Annotated in this window: 18 protein-coding genes; 16 read left to right on the top strand and 2 right to left on the bottom strand. The window is 42.3% G+C overall.

Annotated elements, in window-relative coordinates:
• Both ACWP87_RS12710 and ACWP87_RS12705 read right to left on the bottom strand, forming a co-directional pair.
• On the bottom strand, positions 1-689 hold a 689-nt coding region (locus ACWP87_RS12710; protein ID WP_225350543.1), incomplete at its 3' end, for a glycosyltransferase family 2 protein.
• Positions 690-742: 53 nt separating this feature from the next.
• Complete coding sequence (locus ACWP87_RS12705; protein WP_107755075.1) at positions 743-919, bottom strand: LPXTG cell wall anchor domain-containing protein; 177 nt, start codon at positions 917-919, stop codon at positions 743-745.
• 232 nt (positions 920-1,151) lie between these two features.
• Here ACWP87_RS12705 and ACWP87_RS12700 point away from each other — a divergent pair, with 232 nt between their 5' ends.
• The 16 genes from ACWP87_RS12700 to ACWP87_RS12625 all read left to right on the top strand — a co-directional run.
• Entirely contained in the window at positions 1,152-1,712 is a 561-nt protein-coding gene (locus ACWP87_RS12700) for a recombinase family protein (protein WP_015764963.1), read from the top strand.
• 427 nt (positions 1,713-2,139) lie between these two features.
• Positions 2,140-2,658, top strand: a complete 519-nt coding sequence (locus tag ACWP87_RS12695; protein WP_223804822.1) for a phage terminase small subunit P27 family — start codon at positions 2,140-2,142, stop codon at positions 2,656-2,658.
• On the top strand, positions 2,652-4,544 hold the full coding sequence (locus ACWP87_RS12690) for a terminase large subunit (protein WP_014569685.1): 1,893 nt from the start codon (positions 2,652-2,654) through the stop codon (positions 4,542-4,544). The genes ACWP87_RS12695 and ACWP87_RS12690 overlap by 7 nt, the downstream gene beginning before the upstream one ends.
• A 138-nt stretch (positions 4,545-4,682) precedes the next feature.
• Positions 4,683-4,850, top strand: coding sequence for a DUF1056 family protein (locus tag ACWP87_RS12685; RefSeq protein WP_223804824.1), 168 nt, complete (start codon positions 4,683-4,685; stop codon positions 4,848-4,850).
• Positions 4,847-5,947 carry a phage portal protein gene (locus ACWP87_RS12680; protein ID WP_015764961.1) on the top strand — a complete coding sequence of 367 codons (1,101 nt, stop codon included), beginning with the start codon at positions 4,847-4,849 and terminating at the stop codon, positions 5,945-5,947. The genes ACWP87_RS12685 and ACWP87_RS12680 overlap by 4 nt, the downstream gene beginning before the upstream one ends.
• Entirely contained in the window at positions 5,947-7,875 is a 1,929-nt protein-coding gene (locus ACWP87_RS12675; RefSeq protein ID WP_014569683.1) for a phage major capsid protein, read from the top strand. Before ACWP87_RS12680 ends, ACWP87_RS12675 begins: the two co-directional genes overlap by 1 nt.
• 71 nt (positions 7,876-7,946) lie before the next feature.
• A complete protein-coding gene (locus ACWP87_RS12670; RefSeq protein ID WP_014569682.1) occupies positions 7,947-8,237 on the top strand; it encodes a hypothetical protein in 291 nt (96 codons plus the stop codon).
• Positions 8,227-8,571 (top strand): phage head closure protein, encoded by a 345-nt coding sequence (locus tag ACWP87_RS12665; protein ID WP_029943782.1) that lies wholly within the window; start codon positions 8,227-8,229, stop codon positions 8,569-8,571. Before ACWP87_RS12670 ends, ACWP87_RS12665 begins: the two co-directional genes overlap by 11 nt.
• A 2-nt stretch (positions 8,572-8,573) precedes the next feature.
• Positions 8,574-8,993 (top strand): HK97-gp10 family putative phage morphogenesis protein, encoded by a 420-nt coding sequence (locus ACWP87_RS12660; protein ID WP_014569680.1) that lies wholly within the window; start codon positions 8,574-8,576, stop codon positions 8,991-8,993.
• Positions 8,990-9,370 (top strand): DUF806 family protein, encoded by a 381-nt coding sequence (locus tag ACWP87_RS12655; RefSeq protein ID WP_015764960.1) that lies wholly within the window; start codon positions 8,990-8,992, stop codon positions 9,368-9,370. The genes ACWP87_RS12660 and ACWP87_RS12655 overlap by 4 nt, the downstream gene beginning before the upstream one ends.
• The gene (locus ACWP87_RS12650; RefSeq protein WP_014569678.1) at positions 9,371-10,006 is read left to right on the top strand and encodes a phage tail protein; all 636 of its coding nucleotides are present in this window, start codon (positions 9,371-9,373) and stop codon (positions 10,004-10,006) included.
• Positions 10,007-10,160: 154 nt separating this feature from the next.
• On the top strand, positions 10,161-10,511 hold the full coding sequence (locus ACWP87_RS12645; RefSeq protein ID WP_014569677.1) for a phage tail tube assembly chaperone: 351 nt from the start codon (positions 10,161-10,163) through the stop codon (positions 10,509-10,511).
• Positions 10,489-10,719 carry a hypothetical protein gene (locus ACWP87_RS12640; RefSeq protein WP_021354705.1) on the top strand — a complete coding sequence of 77 codons (231 nt, stop codon included), beginning with the start codon at positions 10,489-10,491 and terminating at the stop codon, positions 10,717-10,719. The genes ACWP87_RS12645 and ACWP87_RS12640 overlap by 23 nt, the downstream gene beginning before the upstream one ends.
• A 29-nt stretch (positions 10,720-10,748) precedes the next feature.
• On the top strand, positions 10,749-14,891 hold the full coding sequence (locus ACWP87_RS12635; protein WP_154241444.1) for a tape measure protein: 4,143 nt from the start codon (positions 10,749-10,751) through the stop codon (positions 14,889-14,891).
• Complete coding sequence (locus ACWP87_RS12630) at positions 14,892-16,949, top strand: distal tail protein Dit (protein WP_014569674.1); 2,058 nt, start codon at positions 14,892-14,894, stop codon at positions 16,947-16,949.
• Between the two features lie 5 nt (positions 16,950-16,954).
• Positions 16,955-18,277, top strand: a 1,323-nt coding sequence (locus ACWP87_RS12625) for a phage tail spike protein (RefSeq protein WP_048654173.1), incomplete at its 3' end; no start/stop codon positions are given.

Here is an 18,277-nt window from a genome sequence, read left to right as displayed (position 1 = left end):
CTAGAGAGAAGTTTTAAAGTCAGATCAATGTCTTCGGTCGGAGTGTTCGTGTCGTATCCACCAATATTTTTAAGCTTATCTGTTCTAAAAGTAGACCCAATGCCTCCTATGATGTAAAGCGTTTTCAATACGTGTTCAGCGCATTTACCTCTATAAGCACTTATGAATTCAAAACGCTGGCATGCTCCAATAAAGGTTGGTAAGGTTAACATCTTCACGTTCATAGCAAGTGCGACTATTTTGGGGTTCAAAAACCATTTGACCATTTTCTCTATGGCATCTTCTTTTAGGAGAGAATCGGCATCGAGAACCATTGTTAGGACAGAATTGTCATAATTAAACAGGGCGTTATTGATTGCTACAGACTTTCCTGAGTTTGGTTGCTGAATCAGTTTGATATCATTATCAGGATGAACTTCGATAAATTCTTTGACCAAAATAGCTGTGTTATCAGACGAACCATCATCAACTACTACAATGCTGATTTTTTTATAAGTACTTCTGCAAATTGAGGCCAGTGTTTGGATTATGGCCTTTTCTTCATTAAAGGCGGGAACAATAACTGATATTGAAGGACTAAAACGCTTTATCCTCCTGTGATGAGCATATCTGTATTTTATAAACTGATAGTCATACACATTTGCAAACCAGAAAGTGATAAACATCCTCAATAAGCCTAATGCACTCATACATAGAATGAAAATGTTTAGGCTATAAATGTATGGTTGAAGACTCGAACCAATCATTTAACGTTATACCATTTTCTAAGGAAAAAATTGTACCCACTAAAAAGTGCAATAGCTAAAATTAAAACACTTCCAACTATTGGCAAAAAGTTAAAAATATGTTCACCAGTTACAGGTAAAGTGGCAGCTCCCGCTAAAGCTGCGGATCTTCCTAAGTTTCCAGTTTGTGACATAAATATTCCTCCTTATGAGATCGTCCATAACTTTTAAGTTATAGTATGAATCTCTGTTAGCAAGGAATGAGGTTAATAGTACCATGACAGACTGCGTTTTTCTAAGAAACTATTCATTTTCAGGGACTATACTTCTTTATAATTCTGTGATATAGTTTCATTGTTTAAGAAATGGAAGCAGTCTGCAACTTAAAAATTGCGGACTGCTTTTTTTATTGATCGAGGTGTATTTATGATTTATGGATATGCACGTGTAAGCACTGACGGACAGAATCTAAGTGTCCAAATACAAACGTTAAAGCAGGCAGGAGCAATAAGGATTTACTCAGAAAAGTACACGGGAACAACTATGGTAAGACCTGTTTTTAAAGAAATGATTTGCTTGATGCAACCAGGTGACAAGCTGATTGTAACAAAACTTGACAGATTCGCACGAAATACCAAAGAAGCACTAGAAGTGATTCAGCGACTGTTTGACAAGAATATTTCAGTAATGATTCTGAATTTAGGAACCATTGATAACACTCCAACAGGTAGACTTGTGTTTACAGTATTCTCAGCTTTTGCACAATTTGAACGAGACATGATAATATCAAGAACTCAAGAAGGAAAACAATATGCCAGAGCGCACAACCCTCACTTCAAAGAGGGACGTCCAAATACATATTCTGAAGATGATATCAGAAAAGCATTTAGGCTTCGCGAAAAAAATCTTTCGTATAGAAGAATTAGAAGAATAACTGGAATAAGTGAAACAACTTTAAAAAGACGTTTTAAGCAAATAGAGAGTTAGCTCCATGTTGTGTCACCTTTATACATAAGCAAGGGTCAGCCGTTGGTTGGCTCTTTTTGTGTTGATAAGGTAAAAATGACGCACTTCATACGTATATATAGTGAGGGGGTACAGCAGGAGGCAAATTATGATCTTGCACAGCCATTATTTAAACCATTAGAATTTAAAATGATAAATCATAAACAATAAATAATGAACAGCGAATATTAAATAACGCATTTAAAAATAAAAAATCTGTAATGCCCGCCCCCCGTAGGCGTAGAGAGGGACCTCACATAACAAAATGGTCTTCTCTCAAAAAATGTGCAATTATAAAAATATTTTATATGGGTCACATCATGGCCTTCAAACGTTGATATACCGGCATTTGTCATGCTTACAAAAGTACAGCAAATGAATATGATAGGCAGTGCAAGAAGTGCTATATATGTTGATGCATAAGCTTTTACATAGAAAAGAAACGAAAGGAGGTACAGCAGACATGGGCAGAAAGATGAAAATAACACAAGATGCATCAGATCGTGCGGATCAGCGTGCACGAACTGAGGAGCTAGCAAAGAAGACAAGTGGAATGGAGCCATTACAAGTTACGCCACCAAGATTTTTGCAAGGATATGCTTATACAGCTTGGCGAGAGCTTGTACCTCTGTTAAACGCAGCAGGATTATGCAAACAAGTTGACAAGCCACTGGTAATAGCCTTATGCCAACAGATTCAATTATCAAGACAGGCATATGAGGATATAAATGAGAATGGCTTAAGCACGGGAAGTAGAAAGAACCCTGCAGCTGCTATTTTGAATGATGCAACCACCAAGATTAAGTCATTAAGTGATGCTTTGGGTCTCAGTCCACAAGCGCGTGCTTCAATTGTCTTGGATAACCAAGATGACGATGATGGTCCAACGCTTAAGCAAGCATTAAAGGCAGGTGACAAGAGTTGGTAGACTATGATTTAACATTGCCAGATTGGACTGTTGAACGAGCTTACAAACAGCAGCGAGATAACGGTGCTTACGATAAGATTGCTGACAAATATCATGACCCTATGACTGCCTATGCTTTTCAGGTGCTTGAAGGTACTACCATGGCTGGACAAGATATTAAACTTGCTTGCTGGCGGCATTTGCAAGACTTGACACGGATTAGCAGTGATGACTTCCCTTACACGTATGACCTAGGTAAGTGTCATGAAGTGCTAAACTTTGCCAGCATTTGTCCAGACGTTGATACAGGCAAACCACTTCCGCTAATGCTATGGCAGAAAGCACTGCTCTGTTCAAGTCAAGGGTGGCGGAATGAAAAGGGTGAGCGTAGATTCCATAGGGTTCAATTTTCTGTGGCACGAACAAATGGGAAGACATACATCACAAATATTCTACTTGCATATGACTACCTGATTGCATCTGATGGCATGTACAACCAAGACATGGGATATATAGCACCTGTGGTTGCACAATCAAAAAAAGGATGGCGGTACATTCAACTTACCTTTGACAGATTAGGTGAACTTACAGATGTAAAGAGAACATATAAAACCCAGCAGATAAAGACTTTGGATGATGTCGTTAGAAGTAAAAAGACGCGAAACCAGTTGCTCCGTTTGTCACATGAGTCTGGTCAATTTGATAGCTACCATTTTCGGCTTGCTGTGGCTGATGAGAGTGGTGATGACGGCCGGATTGGCACCATTAAAGAAAACATTGGCAAGATTACAAGTGGGCAGGTGCAAGTATATGATCACCAGTTTTGGTCTATCTCGACAGCCTACCCTGACAGCACCAGCAGTTTTTATCTAGATGAAAAGTTGGCACGAGAAGCAATGCAAAAGGATTATTCACGAGATTTAGACGATGTGTTGCTAATTAACTACAGTCAGGATAGTGAAGATGAAGTTGATGACCCATCCTCATGGACAAAATCAAACCCAATTCTTGAATTGAAAAAGGATACGATGTTGCCTAGTTTAGTTTCAGAACGAGACAAGAAAAAGCTGGACGGAACATTAGATGAATTCAAGAACAAGAACCTGAACATGTGGATTAAGGCTTCTGATAATCGCTATTTAAACATACATGACATCGAAAATGCAGTAGCTGATAAGCCACCATTCAGCATTTCTGGTCATGATGTTTATATAGGATTCGACTTAAGCAAACTTGCAGACGACACAGCAGTTGCTTTCATTTATCCATACCAGTTGGCTGGAGAGACACACTATTATATCCAACAGCATAGTTGGGTACCCTTATCTCACACAGGTGGAAGTATTGCCGAAAAAGAAAAGCAAGATGGAATTAATTATCGTCAAGCTGAGCAATTGGGTTTTGCCACTATTGCAAAAGGACGCTTTGGCTACATAGATGAAGACAGTGTTACCACGTGGATTATGAGCTATATAGAAGAGAATGGCTTAAATGTTAAGTTCTTTGTATTTGACCGCTGGGGAACTAGCGATGTTTTGGATAAGTTAAGCCAAGAAGAACCATTTCCACTGATGCCTTTAAAACAGACGTCAGATAAGTTAGATAAACCAACACATGAGTTCAAGAAAGCAATTCGGGAAGGCCGAGTTCATTATGACGATGACCCAATTTTAAAGTATGCATTGACCAATGCGGTTATAGTTGGCTCAAGCGCTGGCATAAAGGTAGATAAGGATCGTGCAACTTCAAAAATTGATGCTGTTGATGCAGTTATTGATGCATTTAGCCGTGCCTATTATGCCTTTTCAGACTTCGACCCAGATGCAGATAATGATAAGAACCGTTCCCCATTGTCTGGTATGAGTGATGAAGAGCGCCATAAGTTCCTAATGAATGCAGCTTTTTAAAAGGCTACATATTTTTTTGCATTGGAAGGTAAATATTGGTCAAAAATGGCGCATCAAGTACGTATATATAGTGAGAGGTAAAAAAACAATGAAAGACACAAAGAATCTGAGGGAGGTGCGAGTGTGAGCAAATTGATAATGCTTAAGGAACTGTTGCCAACAGTGTTATTTGTATCCGGCTTAATTGCTATTGTCACCAGTGCTTATCTTTTTAATAGCACCATAGGAACGTTGGTACTAGGCAGTGTATTGCTCTTTTGCGGTTGGCTACTCACGCCTACATCTAAGGCAGGTGGTAGTAGATGAGCATATGGAATCCGTATGAACGAATGCAGAAAAGAAGTATGACGATACCATCAACTAACCTGTCAAGTTACATCATAAGCGGTGGACAAGTATTACCCAATCATTTGGTTGATGCCAGTACGGCCTTAAATAATTCTGATCTATATGCTGTTACCAACCTTCTAAGCAGTGATATTGCATCGGCAAGTTTTGAAGTGGCTGCACCCTTTGACAAGGTGATAAATAACCCGAACAACCTTATTTCTCCGTTTAACTTTTGGCAATCAGCTGTAGTTCAGATGTTGCTTACGGGAAACGCCTATATCGCCATTACAAGAGACAGCAACAATGTTCCTATGAGGCTAGAGATGGCACCGGCGGCACAGGTAGTAGTCACTTTGGCAGACAGCAGTGCAGATATTAGCTATGCGGTTAACTGGGGAGACGAGAGAGGCACTATCAATTATCCGAGTGCAAACATGCTTCACTTTCGATTGATGGCTAGTGGTAGCAATGGTCAGCAATACATTGGTATTAGCCCATTAGAATCAATTGCAAGCCAAGTCAACATTCAAGATTATGCAAACAAGTTGACACTATCAACCATTAAGAACGCTATTAATCCAAGCACCGTCATTAAAGTCGCTGAGGGTGCTTTATCACCAGAAGAAAAAGAAGCAACACGAAAAGCTTTTGAAAATGCCAACACGGGTGACAATGCTGGACGGCCTATGGTGCTTGACCAGCTTTATGATGTACAAAATTTATCAATTAATGCTGACGTAAGCAAGTTTCTAACAAGCAATGACTGGTCCAAGACACAGATAGGCAAGGTTTTTGGTGTTCCAGATAGCTATTTGAATGGTCAAGGTGACCAGCAAAGTTCATTAGATATGACTAAATCGCTTTATAGCAACACTTTAAGGCGATATGTAAAGCCAATAGAAAGCGAAATGGGTGCCAAATTTGGCGTCCCCGTGAATATTGATGAATCTAGCGCTGTGGATGCCGATAATGACCTACTTATTAGCCAGATACAGAAGTTGCTAAGTGGCACAACACCAGCCATCACGCCTTTGCAAGCCCAACAAATGCTAGCGAAAAGGGGTGTGATTTAGTGGAAAATGAAGATATACGTACATTTGACGTTAAAATTCGAGCTGAAACGGGCTTAGCCAATGAAAATAGCAACAATCAGGCTGAAAATGGACAAAATATGGATATTTCAGGCGTTGCGGCAGCGTTCAATCAGCCATCGATTAAAGGCGATTTTACCGAATATGTTGACCAAAATGCCCTAAATAACGTCGATTTGAGCCAAGTTTTGCTACTTTATGCACATGATTTTTCTAACATTTTGGCCCGTGCAGACGCTGGAACATTACAAACAAGCATTCAGCCTGATGGTTTACACTTTAATGCCCAGTTACCAGACACACAGTTGGGGCATGACACATACACAAACATACTGAATGGCAATATCAAGGGCATGTCGTTCGGTTTTAAGATTGCGCCTGGTGGAGATAGTTGGTCAGTCAACTCACAAGGCAACACGATCCACACAATTAACAAAATTGACCAAGTGTTTGAACTGTCGCTGACTCCTATCCCAGCATATACCGAAACAAGTGTGCAAGTGCAACGGGATTTGGCTCAATTTTTATCAAGTAAGAAAGAAGTTGTGAAGATGGCAGAAAAGCCAGAGGAAAAAGAAGAACAATCTGTTGATGACCAAAAGCGGTCAATTGAACAATTACAACAGCAGTTATCAGATTTAAAAGCACAAGTAAAAACAAAGGTTGTTATTGACAAGCCTGAGGAAGAAAAGCGTGACGCTACACCAGATATGGCAAGCGATGAAACTACTGCTCAACCAACTTCTGGTGATTTGGTCAGCATGATAGCAACACTTCAAGCTGCTATTCAGTCATTAAGTCAGCAATTGGCAGACCAACAAGCGCCATCACAAATGGACGATGATGTCCCAGATGATGACAGTAATGTTGTTTTGGATGAGAAAAAGCCTGAGCAAGAAACAGCTGAAACTGAAAAGCGTGATGATAAGCCGGCTGAGGTAACTGCGGAACAAGATGTCAAGCAAGAAAATAAAAGAGATGGAGCAAAAGATATGTCAAAGAATTTAACAGCAGACAAAGTTGAAGATGAAGAAGTACGTGATTTTAAGGAATTTTTGAAGACTGGCGAAATTAAGAGAGATTCCACAGGTTTTGATAGCAACGCTGGCGAAGCAGTATTGCCTAGCCAAGTATTGGACATTATGAGTCAGCCTAAGGACCCAGCACAATTAGGCGGCTATGTAACTAAAGTTCAAGTTTCTGCACCGACTGGTAAGATTCCTGTTTTGTCTAAGGCTTCTGCACAACTGGTTTCAGCAGCTGAATTGGCTGACAACCCTAAACTTGCAAATGCCTCTTTAACACAGGTCAATTATGATGTTCAGACTTTGCGTGGTTCACTGCCAATTTCCCTTGAAATGACACAAGACTATCCAAATATCACCAGTTTACTGACCCAGTACATTAATGACATTAAGGACCAAACTGAACAGCACAAGATTGGTGCAGTATTGCAAACAGCTACTCCAGTTGCCGCTGCAAGCATTGACGATATTAAGGATGCATTCAACGTTGGCTTGAGCAACTACACTGACCGAATGTTTGTTGTATCTGAATCATTCTTTGCCGCAATTGATAAGCAGAAGGATGCTGAAGGTAGGTACCTGTTACAAGATTCCATCACTTCTCCATCCGGCAAACAATTGTTCGGTGCTCCGCTGGTAGTTGTTGCTGATGATGTGCTTGGCAAGTCTGGAGACGCAAAGGCATTCATTGGGAGTGTTAAAAACTTTGTGGTTGAAACTGTTAAGGGCAACATTAACCTGTCTTGGCAACGTAATGAGAATTTTGAACAGGTACTTTTGGCAGCACTGCGGGCAGACTTTAAAGCTGCTGATACAGCTGCTGGTAAGTTCATTACCTATACTGCACCAGTTGCTACAGTACCTACTACTACCTCTGGCAAATAACTAAGTAAACTGGTCGCCTAAAAAAGGAATAGTAGCTTGATTCTAAGCGGCGGCCGAATGGAGGTGTACAGATGGCAGAAGCAACAATAGATCCAAACAAGATTGCTAGTGACTTAATGAGTGAGTTAAACCTTGATGAGTCTGAATTGCCAACAATTATTAGTCTGGTAAACACTGCAATCAATATCATTAATAGATCAAGTGATGCACCAGATAGTGATACCTTGACAATTCCAGCCATCAAAACGCTCACACAAGCTACATATTATGACCGTGGTTTATCCAATGGTATGCCTAAGGGTCTTCTGATGATGCTGGCACACCTACAGGCTAGTAGTGGTGGTGACAACAATGGTAAGTAGCTTTAAACCAAGTGACTTTAGTCGAACCATTGAGCTTGGCTCTCCAAAATCACACACGACTGGTGCTGGCCTTAATATCACTAGCTTTGTGCCAGCCTACAGTCTGCATTTCAAACAGCAAAAGAGAACTTTAACACAGCAGTACACGCTTGTGGGCACACGCTTGGATAACTCAATCACGATTATTGTTCGTCACGATGCAAGAAATATTGAGCAGAAACAGGCACGCCTTGATGGCATCGTGTATGACATTTCAGATATTAGCCCAGATGATTCAAACAACGCTATTCGCTATGACTACTTAACCCTCATAAAAACAACTAAGGGGGCATAACCGTGGATATGGATGATGCACTTGAAGAATGGCTTAAGCAAGTATCAAAAGCTGCCGAATTGTCTATTAGCGACCAAGAGAAGATTACCAAGGCTGGTGCTGATGTATTTGCTGGCAAGCTACAAGAAGCAACCAAAGAAAAACACCCAGACACTAAAGGTAGCGGTGGCAAGTATGGGCATCTGAGTGAAGATATTAGCTCCGCCACTGGTGATATTGATAAAGAGCACAATGGTAATTCCGTTGCTGGATTTGGCAATAAAGCATTTGTTGCACGTTTCCTTAATGATGGGACAAAGAAAATTCACGGTGACCATTTTGTTGATAATGCTCGTGATGATGCCAAAGATGCTGTATTTGCCGCTGAAGCCGAGAAATATGAAGCAATTATCGCCAAGTTGAATGGTGGTGGAGACAAATGAGCGCTGTAGATGATGCAGTAGCAATGCTTAGCCAAGCCGGGATTGCCAATATCAATGCAGTTAAAGGCAATAACTTGCCGCAAGAATTAGTCGATAATCTGAACGAAACAGTTGTATTGATTACTGATGCTGCTAATGATCCAGCTGCATATGGTGACAACGATTTCTGGGCATTAAATCAGGAAGTAGAAGTACAGATTTGGTACTCGCAATTGCTTGATTCTGATCCCGAAACCATTGAGATAGCCATGATGAAGGCTTTTACTCATCAACATTGGCAGGTAGCCGCGGTTAGACAACGAACATTAGACCAAGACACACAGCAACTTTTTAACACATTTTATTTCAGTAGAACAAAGAACATTGGAGGAATTTAAATGGCAACAGTAGGTTTATATCAAATCCAGTTAGCTTTGGTTGATGCACAACAAAAGTTAATTTCTGGTACTGGAGCAGGATTAGGCACAGACGGTATCTATACTGTCGATCACAAAGATTTAGGTGCTAAAACTGCCAACATTACTAACTTAGCAGGCACCATTGCTAAGACTTATGGCAACAACAACGTCCAGGACGTTACTGTTGGTACTTCAGAGCCATCAGTAGCTCTAGATATTAACAACTTGGACTTTGCAATTAAGCAGCAAATCAAGGGTTTTGTTAGTGACAGCAAGGGCGGTTATACGGATGAGAATTTAAAGGCTCATGTAGCTTTACTTATTACCACCCAAACCATTGACCGTTTACACTTTGTCTATTACGGCTTTGGTGATGGCATCATGACCGAAACCGCAGCTAACATTCAGACTGATGCGGCAGCAGAACAACGTGTAGATGACACTTTGACTTACACAGCACTTACTACTATGGCCTTTAACAATCAGCCGTACAAGATTTATAGCGATATTGATCCTAAGTTTGATAAAGCCAACATGTACAAAGAAGTGTTCGGCGGTTACGTATTGCCGGCAAGTTCAACAGGATCTGGCACTACAACTCCAGCTAAGCAATGATGACAGACGCAATCTGACACAATTTCATAGCAACAACTGATGAATGGCTCACGAACGTGCGCTATTTTTTATGCTCAAAAGTCGCTTTCTGGTGATCTTGGTGGTGTCCGATTCACCACAGCGACCTTACAAAATACAGAGGATGGTATTACAAATGAAAATTAAAGTTAGTCAACTTAGCAACCGTGTACATGAAGTCAAGACCAGTAATCGGAACATGGAAAAGATGTATGACTTACAGTTACTGATGGCCAAGGCAGACGATGTTGCTGATATGGAACCGGTAGAAATTATTAAAATGCAACGCGATATGCTGCATGACTCAATCGACTTCTTGACCACGGTTTTAGGCCTGAACAAGCAAGAAATCGAAAAACTTGGGGATTTAGAATTTGCCGACACTATTCAGGCAGTTAATTACACTTTTGAGCGCATGATGGGCATGAGTGATGAGGATATTGACTTAGCTGCCAAGAAGCAGGATGCCAGCAAAAGCAAAGATTAATCCAGCCGTAAAAGTTTATGAGCTTGAAAATCAGCTACAGGACTTTAGATGGATGAAAAAGCAGGCAGTCATGTATTTCCACTGGTCAATGCAGGATTTTGATGATGCTGATTATTTTGAAATGCTGGAAATGATGTCCGCCAAGGATAAGAAAGACCGGCCAGTTGATCCGGCAATTATGTGGAAGCAATACCAAGAGAAAGGGTGATTGAAGTGGCACAACAAATTAATGCAACAATGAGCACCAAGATTGCCCTTGATCTATTGTCGGCAAGCGAATCCGTCAAATCATTAACAGCGGTTGTTCGTTCTAGCCAAAATGCTTGGAAAGCTCAAGAGGCGGAGATGAAATCCGCTGGTGATGCAGTTGGCGCTGCTCAAGCCAAGTATGACGGCTTGGGTAAGTCTATTGAAGCACAGCAGTCTAAGATTGACGCTCTCAAAGCCAAACAAGCTGAGTTGAAGGGTAATACTGCCGATGTTGCTCAACAGTTTTTAAAGTATCAGCAGCAAATCGATGGCGCTAACAAGCAACTGGCCAGTATGCAAGCTCAGCAAGACCGTGCCAAACAGGCCATGGACTATCAAAAGTCTGGATTAGCTGGCTTACAGCAAGAATACACAGCAGCTGCACGGGCAAATCAAGCCTATGTTACTCGCTTAGAGGCTGAAGGCAATCAGCAAGAAGCCAACAAAGCCAAAATGGAAGGCTATAAGTCCTCCATTGCCAATCTGAATGAACAGTTGTCTAAACAGTCTGCTGAGTTGGACAAGATTGCCAGTGCTAGTGGCAAGGATTCAGACGCATGGCGAACACAGAAGACGCGTGTTGATGAAACGGCTACCAGTTTAGCAAAAGCCAAGTCTTCTATGACCGGTTTGCAAGCTGAAATGGACAAGGCTAATCCGTCTGTTTTCAACAGAGTTAAGGAAGCTATATCGGGAACAAACAAGCAAGCAGAAAAGACACCGGGTTTGCTTCACAAAATTGTTGAGGGTGGCTTAATCACCAACGCCATTACGAGCGGCTGGCAAACGCTAAAAGGAAAAATTGAAGAAGCAACTGCTGCTGGTATGGAATACGAAAAGCAGCAAGATCAAATGAATGCCATTTGGCTAACCTTAACTGGTAATGCTGAAAAAGGGCAAGCAATGGTTGACATGACTAACAAACTTGCCGTCAAGTTTGGTCAAGATACTGATTTGGTAAACGAACTAAACCAGCAGTTTTATCATGTCTTTGATAACCAACCCAAAACCGAAGCTTTAACTTCCGCCTTTCTGACAATGGGTGATGCGATTGGATTATCCAGTGATCGTATTCAACAGGTCGGTCTTGACTTCACACATACACTATCTGGATCTATTGTCCAGCTTGGCGACTTCAATCAGTTAACTGATGCGTTTCCAATGATGGCTGATGCAATGCTGGAATACGAGAAGAAGGTTCAGCACAATTCTCAGCTAACTATGACTGATCTTCGTGCACAGATGAGTGCGGGCAAAATCAGTGCTCAAGACGCCACTAACGTTATCGAAGAATTAGGGCAGAAATATAGCAAAGCGTCAGACAACTTGATGCAAACTATCCCCGGCATGACTCGGGTTATCAAGTCTCGCATCCCAGCGCTAATTGGCGACATAGAAAAGCCTTTTTTAACGGCTCAAAACCCAGTGCTTGGGGCTATCAGCCGATGGTCACAGGACAAAAACACCGATAAAGAGTTTGGCAAATTAGGTCAAGCAATGAGCAAAGGCCTAAGCACAATCACATCTGCTTTCGCAAAAGCGTTTGATCTATCTGCTGGGCCTAAAGCAATGGACAAAATGATGGACAAGCTTTCGGATGCTGTTACAAAAGTTAGTCAATCAATTGCTAGCCACGCTGGTCAAATTAAAACATTCTTCACTACGATTTCAACCACTGGATCAGCTATGGCTAAAATATCATGGGCGGCACTCACATCAGGACTGAAGGTCCTTAATCCATTGCTAAAGTCTTTGGGAGATTTTGCCGATAAACATCCTAAACTTTTTGGCGATTTAGCTGCTGGATTTATTGCTTTGAATTTGGCCGGTAAAGTATTACCAATTGCTGCCATCACGGGTTTCACCAAAAGCGTTGGAGGCATGTATTCTGGGCTTAAGAAACTAGCTAACTCGAAATTCGCTGACATGATAAAAACGAATTTAAGCAAACTAAACAGCAGTGCGCTTGGCAAGGGCATGGCGACTATCACAATTGCCTATGATGCCATTTCAGATATTAAGGATTTAACAAAGGCCTTTTCTAAAGGAGGTACTGTCGGCCAAAAGTTTTCTTCCGTTGGTGAATCTGCCGGGACGCTGATTGGCGGTGGCATCGGTGCTTTTTTTGGTGGCCCATTAGGCGCCGCAATTGGTGCCACAATTGGCAAAGTGGCCGGTAAATGGGCCGGCGATGCCGCTAAAAAGTTTACAGATGGCTGGAATGCTAAAAAAAAGCCAGCTGATAGTTGGCTAGGTGGCCTTGGCTGGGATGCTCGTCAAATGACTAACAATGTAGTCAAATGGTGGGATGGCATCAACAAGTCAACAGATGCGGCACAAAAGAAACAGCAAAAGCAGCAAGAAGCGGCCAATAAGCAGGCGCAAAAAGACTGGAATGGATTTTGGAACGATGTTGGTAAGGGCTGGACTGGATTTTGGAATGATGTAAATAAGAAAAATTCAAATGCACAACAGCAACAGCAAAAGCAACAAGATGCCGCTAATAAGCAGATAAAGAAAGATTGGGACAGCTTTTGGAGTAATGCAAGCAAAGGTTGGAACAACTTTTGGTCAGATACTGTTAAAAATGCTCAGAACGGTATGAATAGCACAAAGTCAGGGATTGATAATGCCAATACCAGTATCCACAAAGGTTGGGATAGCTTCTGGTCAGACACTTCTAAAAATTGGAACGGGTTCTGGGGAAATGTTGGGAAAAACGCTCAAAATGGGATGTCAACAGTCCACGGTTGGATAAGTGATGGCAACAGCAAAATAGATTCCGGATGGCGTTCCCTGTGGTCAGGCCTCAAGTCTTTCTTCGGCAACATATGGGATGGCATTAAAGATGCTGCAGCAAATGGCATGAATGCAGTTATCAACGTTATCAATGGTGCTATTAGCGGTATCAACTGGGTTTGGGAGAAGTTCACTGGCAAAGACGCCCTGAGAAAACTATCACCTGTTCACTTTGCCACTGGTGGTACTGTCACCCAAAAGATGCACCTTGTCATGGTCAACGATGGTACTGGACCTGATTGGAAAGAACTTTACCAGCTACCAAATGGACAAATCGGTATGAGTCAACAGCGTAATGCCACAGGACTATTACCAGAAGGCACCCGTGTCTTTAATGGGAAAGAAACCAAAGCCATCATGAATATGGCTGGCGTTGAACACTATGACTTAGGTGGTGTCATTGGCGGTGTTGGCAAATTCTTTTCTGGTGCTTGGGACAAGTTGGAAGCCGTTGGTGATTGGCTTGCTAACCCTATTGGAAAAGTAACCGATTTAATCAAGTCAAGTATTAGCGGCATTTCCGGCGGTGTTGAAATGTTTAGCAACTTAGCCAGTGGTGTTATTAACAAATTGACAGGCAGTGTTGTTGATTGGTTTAAAAAAGAACTGGCAAAGTTGCAAGACACACTAGGTGCTAATCCCGGTGGTTCAGGCGTGCAACGTTGGAAGCCATATGTTATTCAAGCTTTAAAGGCCAATGGTTTTGATGCCAGTGATTATCAAGTTGCTGCATGGATGCGAGTTATCCAGCGTGAATCAAATGGTAATCCTAGGGCAATTAACCTGTGGGATAGCAACGCTAAAGCCGGCATACCTTCAATGGGGCTTGTACAAACCATTGGGCCAACGTTCAATGCGTATAAGTTCCCCGGCCACAACGATGTTTATAACGGATATGACGATCTGCTTGCCGGTATTCACTACATGAAGGCCATTTATGGCTCTGGAAGCTCTGCTTTTGCTCGTGTCAGTGGCCCTGAAGGTTACGCTAATGGTGGCTTGATCACACAGCCAATCCATGCGCTTGTTGGCGAAGATGGTCCAGAAACAATTCTGCCGTTAACTAAAACGAGCCGTGCTTGGCAACTATTGGGACAGGCTGTTACCAACATCAATCACAACTTGGGTAATGGTGCGGTTGCTGAAAGCGAAAGCAGCGGTACAGATGATTTAGGAAAGAAGCTGGACAATATTGCTGATCTTCTCACGAAACTTAGCTTTGTTCTGCAAGTTGGTGACGACCAGTTTTATCCAAAAGTTGCACCAAAAGTTAAGCAGTACAACGACAGAAGAGACAGGTTCAATGCTTATTGGAAAGGAGGAACCGTTTAATTGAAGCAAGCAGGCATTAAAATCACATACGCCGGAGTAGATATTACCCAGTGGATGTATGTACAGATGGTCGAACGTGATGTAGGAACTAATCACGTCAACACAATGCAAAAGGTTGGTATTAGCGATGGCCAGATGCTGCAATACATGTCACGCGACGTCAAGACGATTGTGGTAACTGGGATCGTTATGAATGACGATTTGGTGCCATTGAGACGTTCCTTGGCCGCTGCTATTGATGCGGATGAACCCCAGCAGCTAATCTTTGGGGATGAGCCTGATAAATATTATCTTGCCATCGTAGACAGTCAGCCTACCTTCACTGAAGGCTTTCGATCAGGGACAATCTCAATCAGCTTCGTCTGTCCCGATGGTGGCATTGCGCACTCGGTAGCCACGCAGACGGCTGACAACACGCCATACAAGGACGTGCCAGTGAACATGCTGACAGATTCTGGATTCGAATCAGGTAAAACACCATCAGGGATTGTTTGGGGGACAAGCAGTGACGATGACAGAACCGCTGAAGTTAATCCAGCTATGCCTTCATATCCCACGCCGTTTGGAACTTATATGCTTCGGATTGAGAACCAAAGCAGTGATTCATCTATCGACCCCGATCAATACATCGTTTTTCCGCTACCAACGCCAGTTACTATCAAAGCTGGGGAAACATGGACCTATAGTTACAAATATGCGGCCGCAGGTTCAGCAACTGGACAAGCGTCAGACTATTTGACAACGAACGGTTTGTCCCCAATTTGGGGCCTGTCGATGGGTCACGGCAATAGAGACACTGACGGCGGCCAAGACACATGGCATCAGTTTTCTGCCACGATGACCGCAGACAGCGATATTACAGTCACAAATTATCGTTTTGGCTTCGTTAAAACATATGCTGGAGGTGGTTGGATATGTATTGACAATATCAAATTAGAGAAAAACGATACTGCTTCTCCGTGGTCACCTAACCCAGCGGATCCTGAATACTATTCCGACACCATCACAGTTACAAATAGCGGAACAGTACCGGTCCCTGTTAAAGTAACGAGCAAATTTTCTTCAGATGACGGTTTTTTAGGGCTGACACTTAATGGCAGATATTATCAAGTAGGCAATACGAAGGAAGTAAACGGGAAAACCTACGATGATTCTCAAATGCTTGTTAAGACACGACCAACAATTGACAAATATATACTGAACGACCCTTCTTTTGCCGTGATACCTGCTGATCAGGGCGTGATGACACAAACAGGGACCGTCACAATTAAACCAGACCCGACAAACCAGTTGGGTATCACCACGCCATCTGATTTTGGCCCAAATAATCATGGGCCTCATGGGCCTTCGTTAATCTATAAACTGCCCGCTGATTCAAACGGCGAAGTGGGAGCAGTCAATTGTATTCTGCGAATGCACGCAGGATTAGGAGCTCTGTCATTGGATTCCCCAAGTGATACACGTCAAGTTGGACAAATTTGCATGACGATATATGATGCAAGCAAAAATGCTATGGCAAGGATTCTCTATTCTGATATGTCACAAACAACATCGGACTTTACTGTCCGTTATGATTTGAATGGCACAAAGGTACATGAGGAAGATTTTAGCAATACTCCGGGATTCACAGGCCATTGCTATATCAGAAAGTCTGGCAGTCAATTTATTTTTGCATGGGGTGGTGAAGCCGGCGGAACCGCACAAACGTATACTTGCGAAGAATTAGCAGACACGAAGGTAATGTATGTTTCGTTTAACTTCTTACAATGGGCAGATTTGCCACTTCCACACTACTTTGGGTTGATTGAGTGGAATTTTGAGAAGGACTATGTCGACTTGTACAAAGACTTGCCTAACTACTTTAAAGCGGGAGATATTGTCACGCTAGACTCATCAACCAATTTATTGACAATCAATCAGTACACCGACTGGGATCGTGTCGACATTGGCTCACAGCCATTGCTTGCGCCGCCAGGACAGTCAACATTAGGAATAGTAGTAAGTCCGTGGGCAAATTTGCCAGCAGTGTCTACAGAGCTTCGTGAAGGGTGGTTGTGATATAGATGCAATGGTTCATTTTATCGCGCGATCAGCATGTCCTCTGCGCGCCTTCAACTGATGCAAGAAATAGTTTGCCGATTTACAACGATACCGAAGATATTGTCCTGACTAATAATGTCGCACTGTCTTCATACACTTTTACTGTAGACAATACTCACCCTGATGCCAAAAAGCTTGCGGTGGGAGGCTACATCGCTTATATAAACAAATACGGCCAAACAAAGCTTTGCACGTTAATTGCTCACGATGGCGATGACTATATACAAACGTGGAACGCTGCAGACATCGGGATGGATCTCATTAATGAGCAGGCAGACAAAGTTACCTACAAGGAGGCTCACGATTTTGCTTACTACGCCAATGAACTATTGGCCGATACAGGCTGGACATTAGGCGTTAATGAGATTACGACGCTCACAAGAACTTTGTCATTTGATGGCCAAGAAGATACCAAGTTGAAGCGCATTGGCGATATTGCAAATGAGTTTGATGGAGCAGAGCTTGAGTTTGTGGTCAAGATGGATGGATCGACCATTACCGAACAAGTTGTCAATGCCTATAAGGAGATTGGCAATGGAAAGACGCAACAGCGATTTGTGGATGCAGTCAATCTATCGGCGCTAAAGACCAGCGGCACAATTGATTCGTTGCACACTGCCATGGCAGGATATGGTAGTACGCCTACATCAACTACTGATACAGGTCAAGAGCAAGAACCAATTACATTTGCTGATATTGCCTATGATGACGGCCGATTTTTTAGCCCTCGAGGTGACAAAGTGGTTTATGATCGCGTGGCAGGAAAAACATGGGCTCGTCTAGGCGCTTTTGATCCTCAAAACAGATCGGCAACCAAAGGTTATCTTGTTGGTAACTACAGCTACGATACAAGCAACCCAAACGAATTGCTTAACCGGACGATTACTCAATTAAAATCTGTCAATACGCCAAAAGAAAGTTACGAAGCAGATGTTGTTGATATTAAGGCCGATATTGGGGATTATGTGCAAATTGCTCACCACAACTATCATCCGCCAGTTTATTTAAGCGCCCGTGTGTTAGAAGTCAAAAATCATTACACAGTGCCAAACAGTGATACTGCTGTTTTTGGTAACTACAGCTTGCTCGAATCCGATCTTGACCCAAGAATTGTTGCAATGATTAACGGTTTGGCAAAGCAAACAGAAAAATATCCATGGGTTCGTTACGCTGATGATGATAAGGGCACCAATATGAGCGCTTTACCTGCCGGTAAAAAGTATATGGCAATCGTTTGGTCTAACAAGACATCAGTCCCAAGCGATGATCCATCAGATTACGCTGGT

The sequence above is a fragment of the Lacticaseibacillus sp. 22 genome, assembly GCF_055413445.1.
Note: the sequence above shows the minus strand (reverse complement) of the source record. Positions and strands in the feature narration are given on the sequence as shown.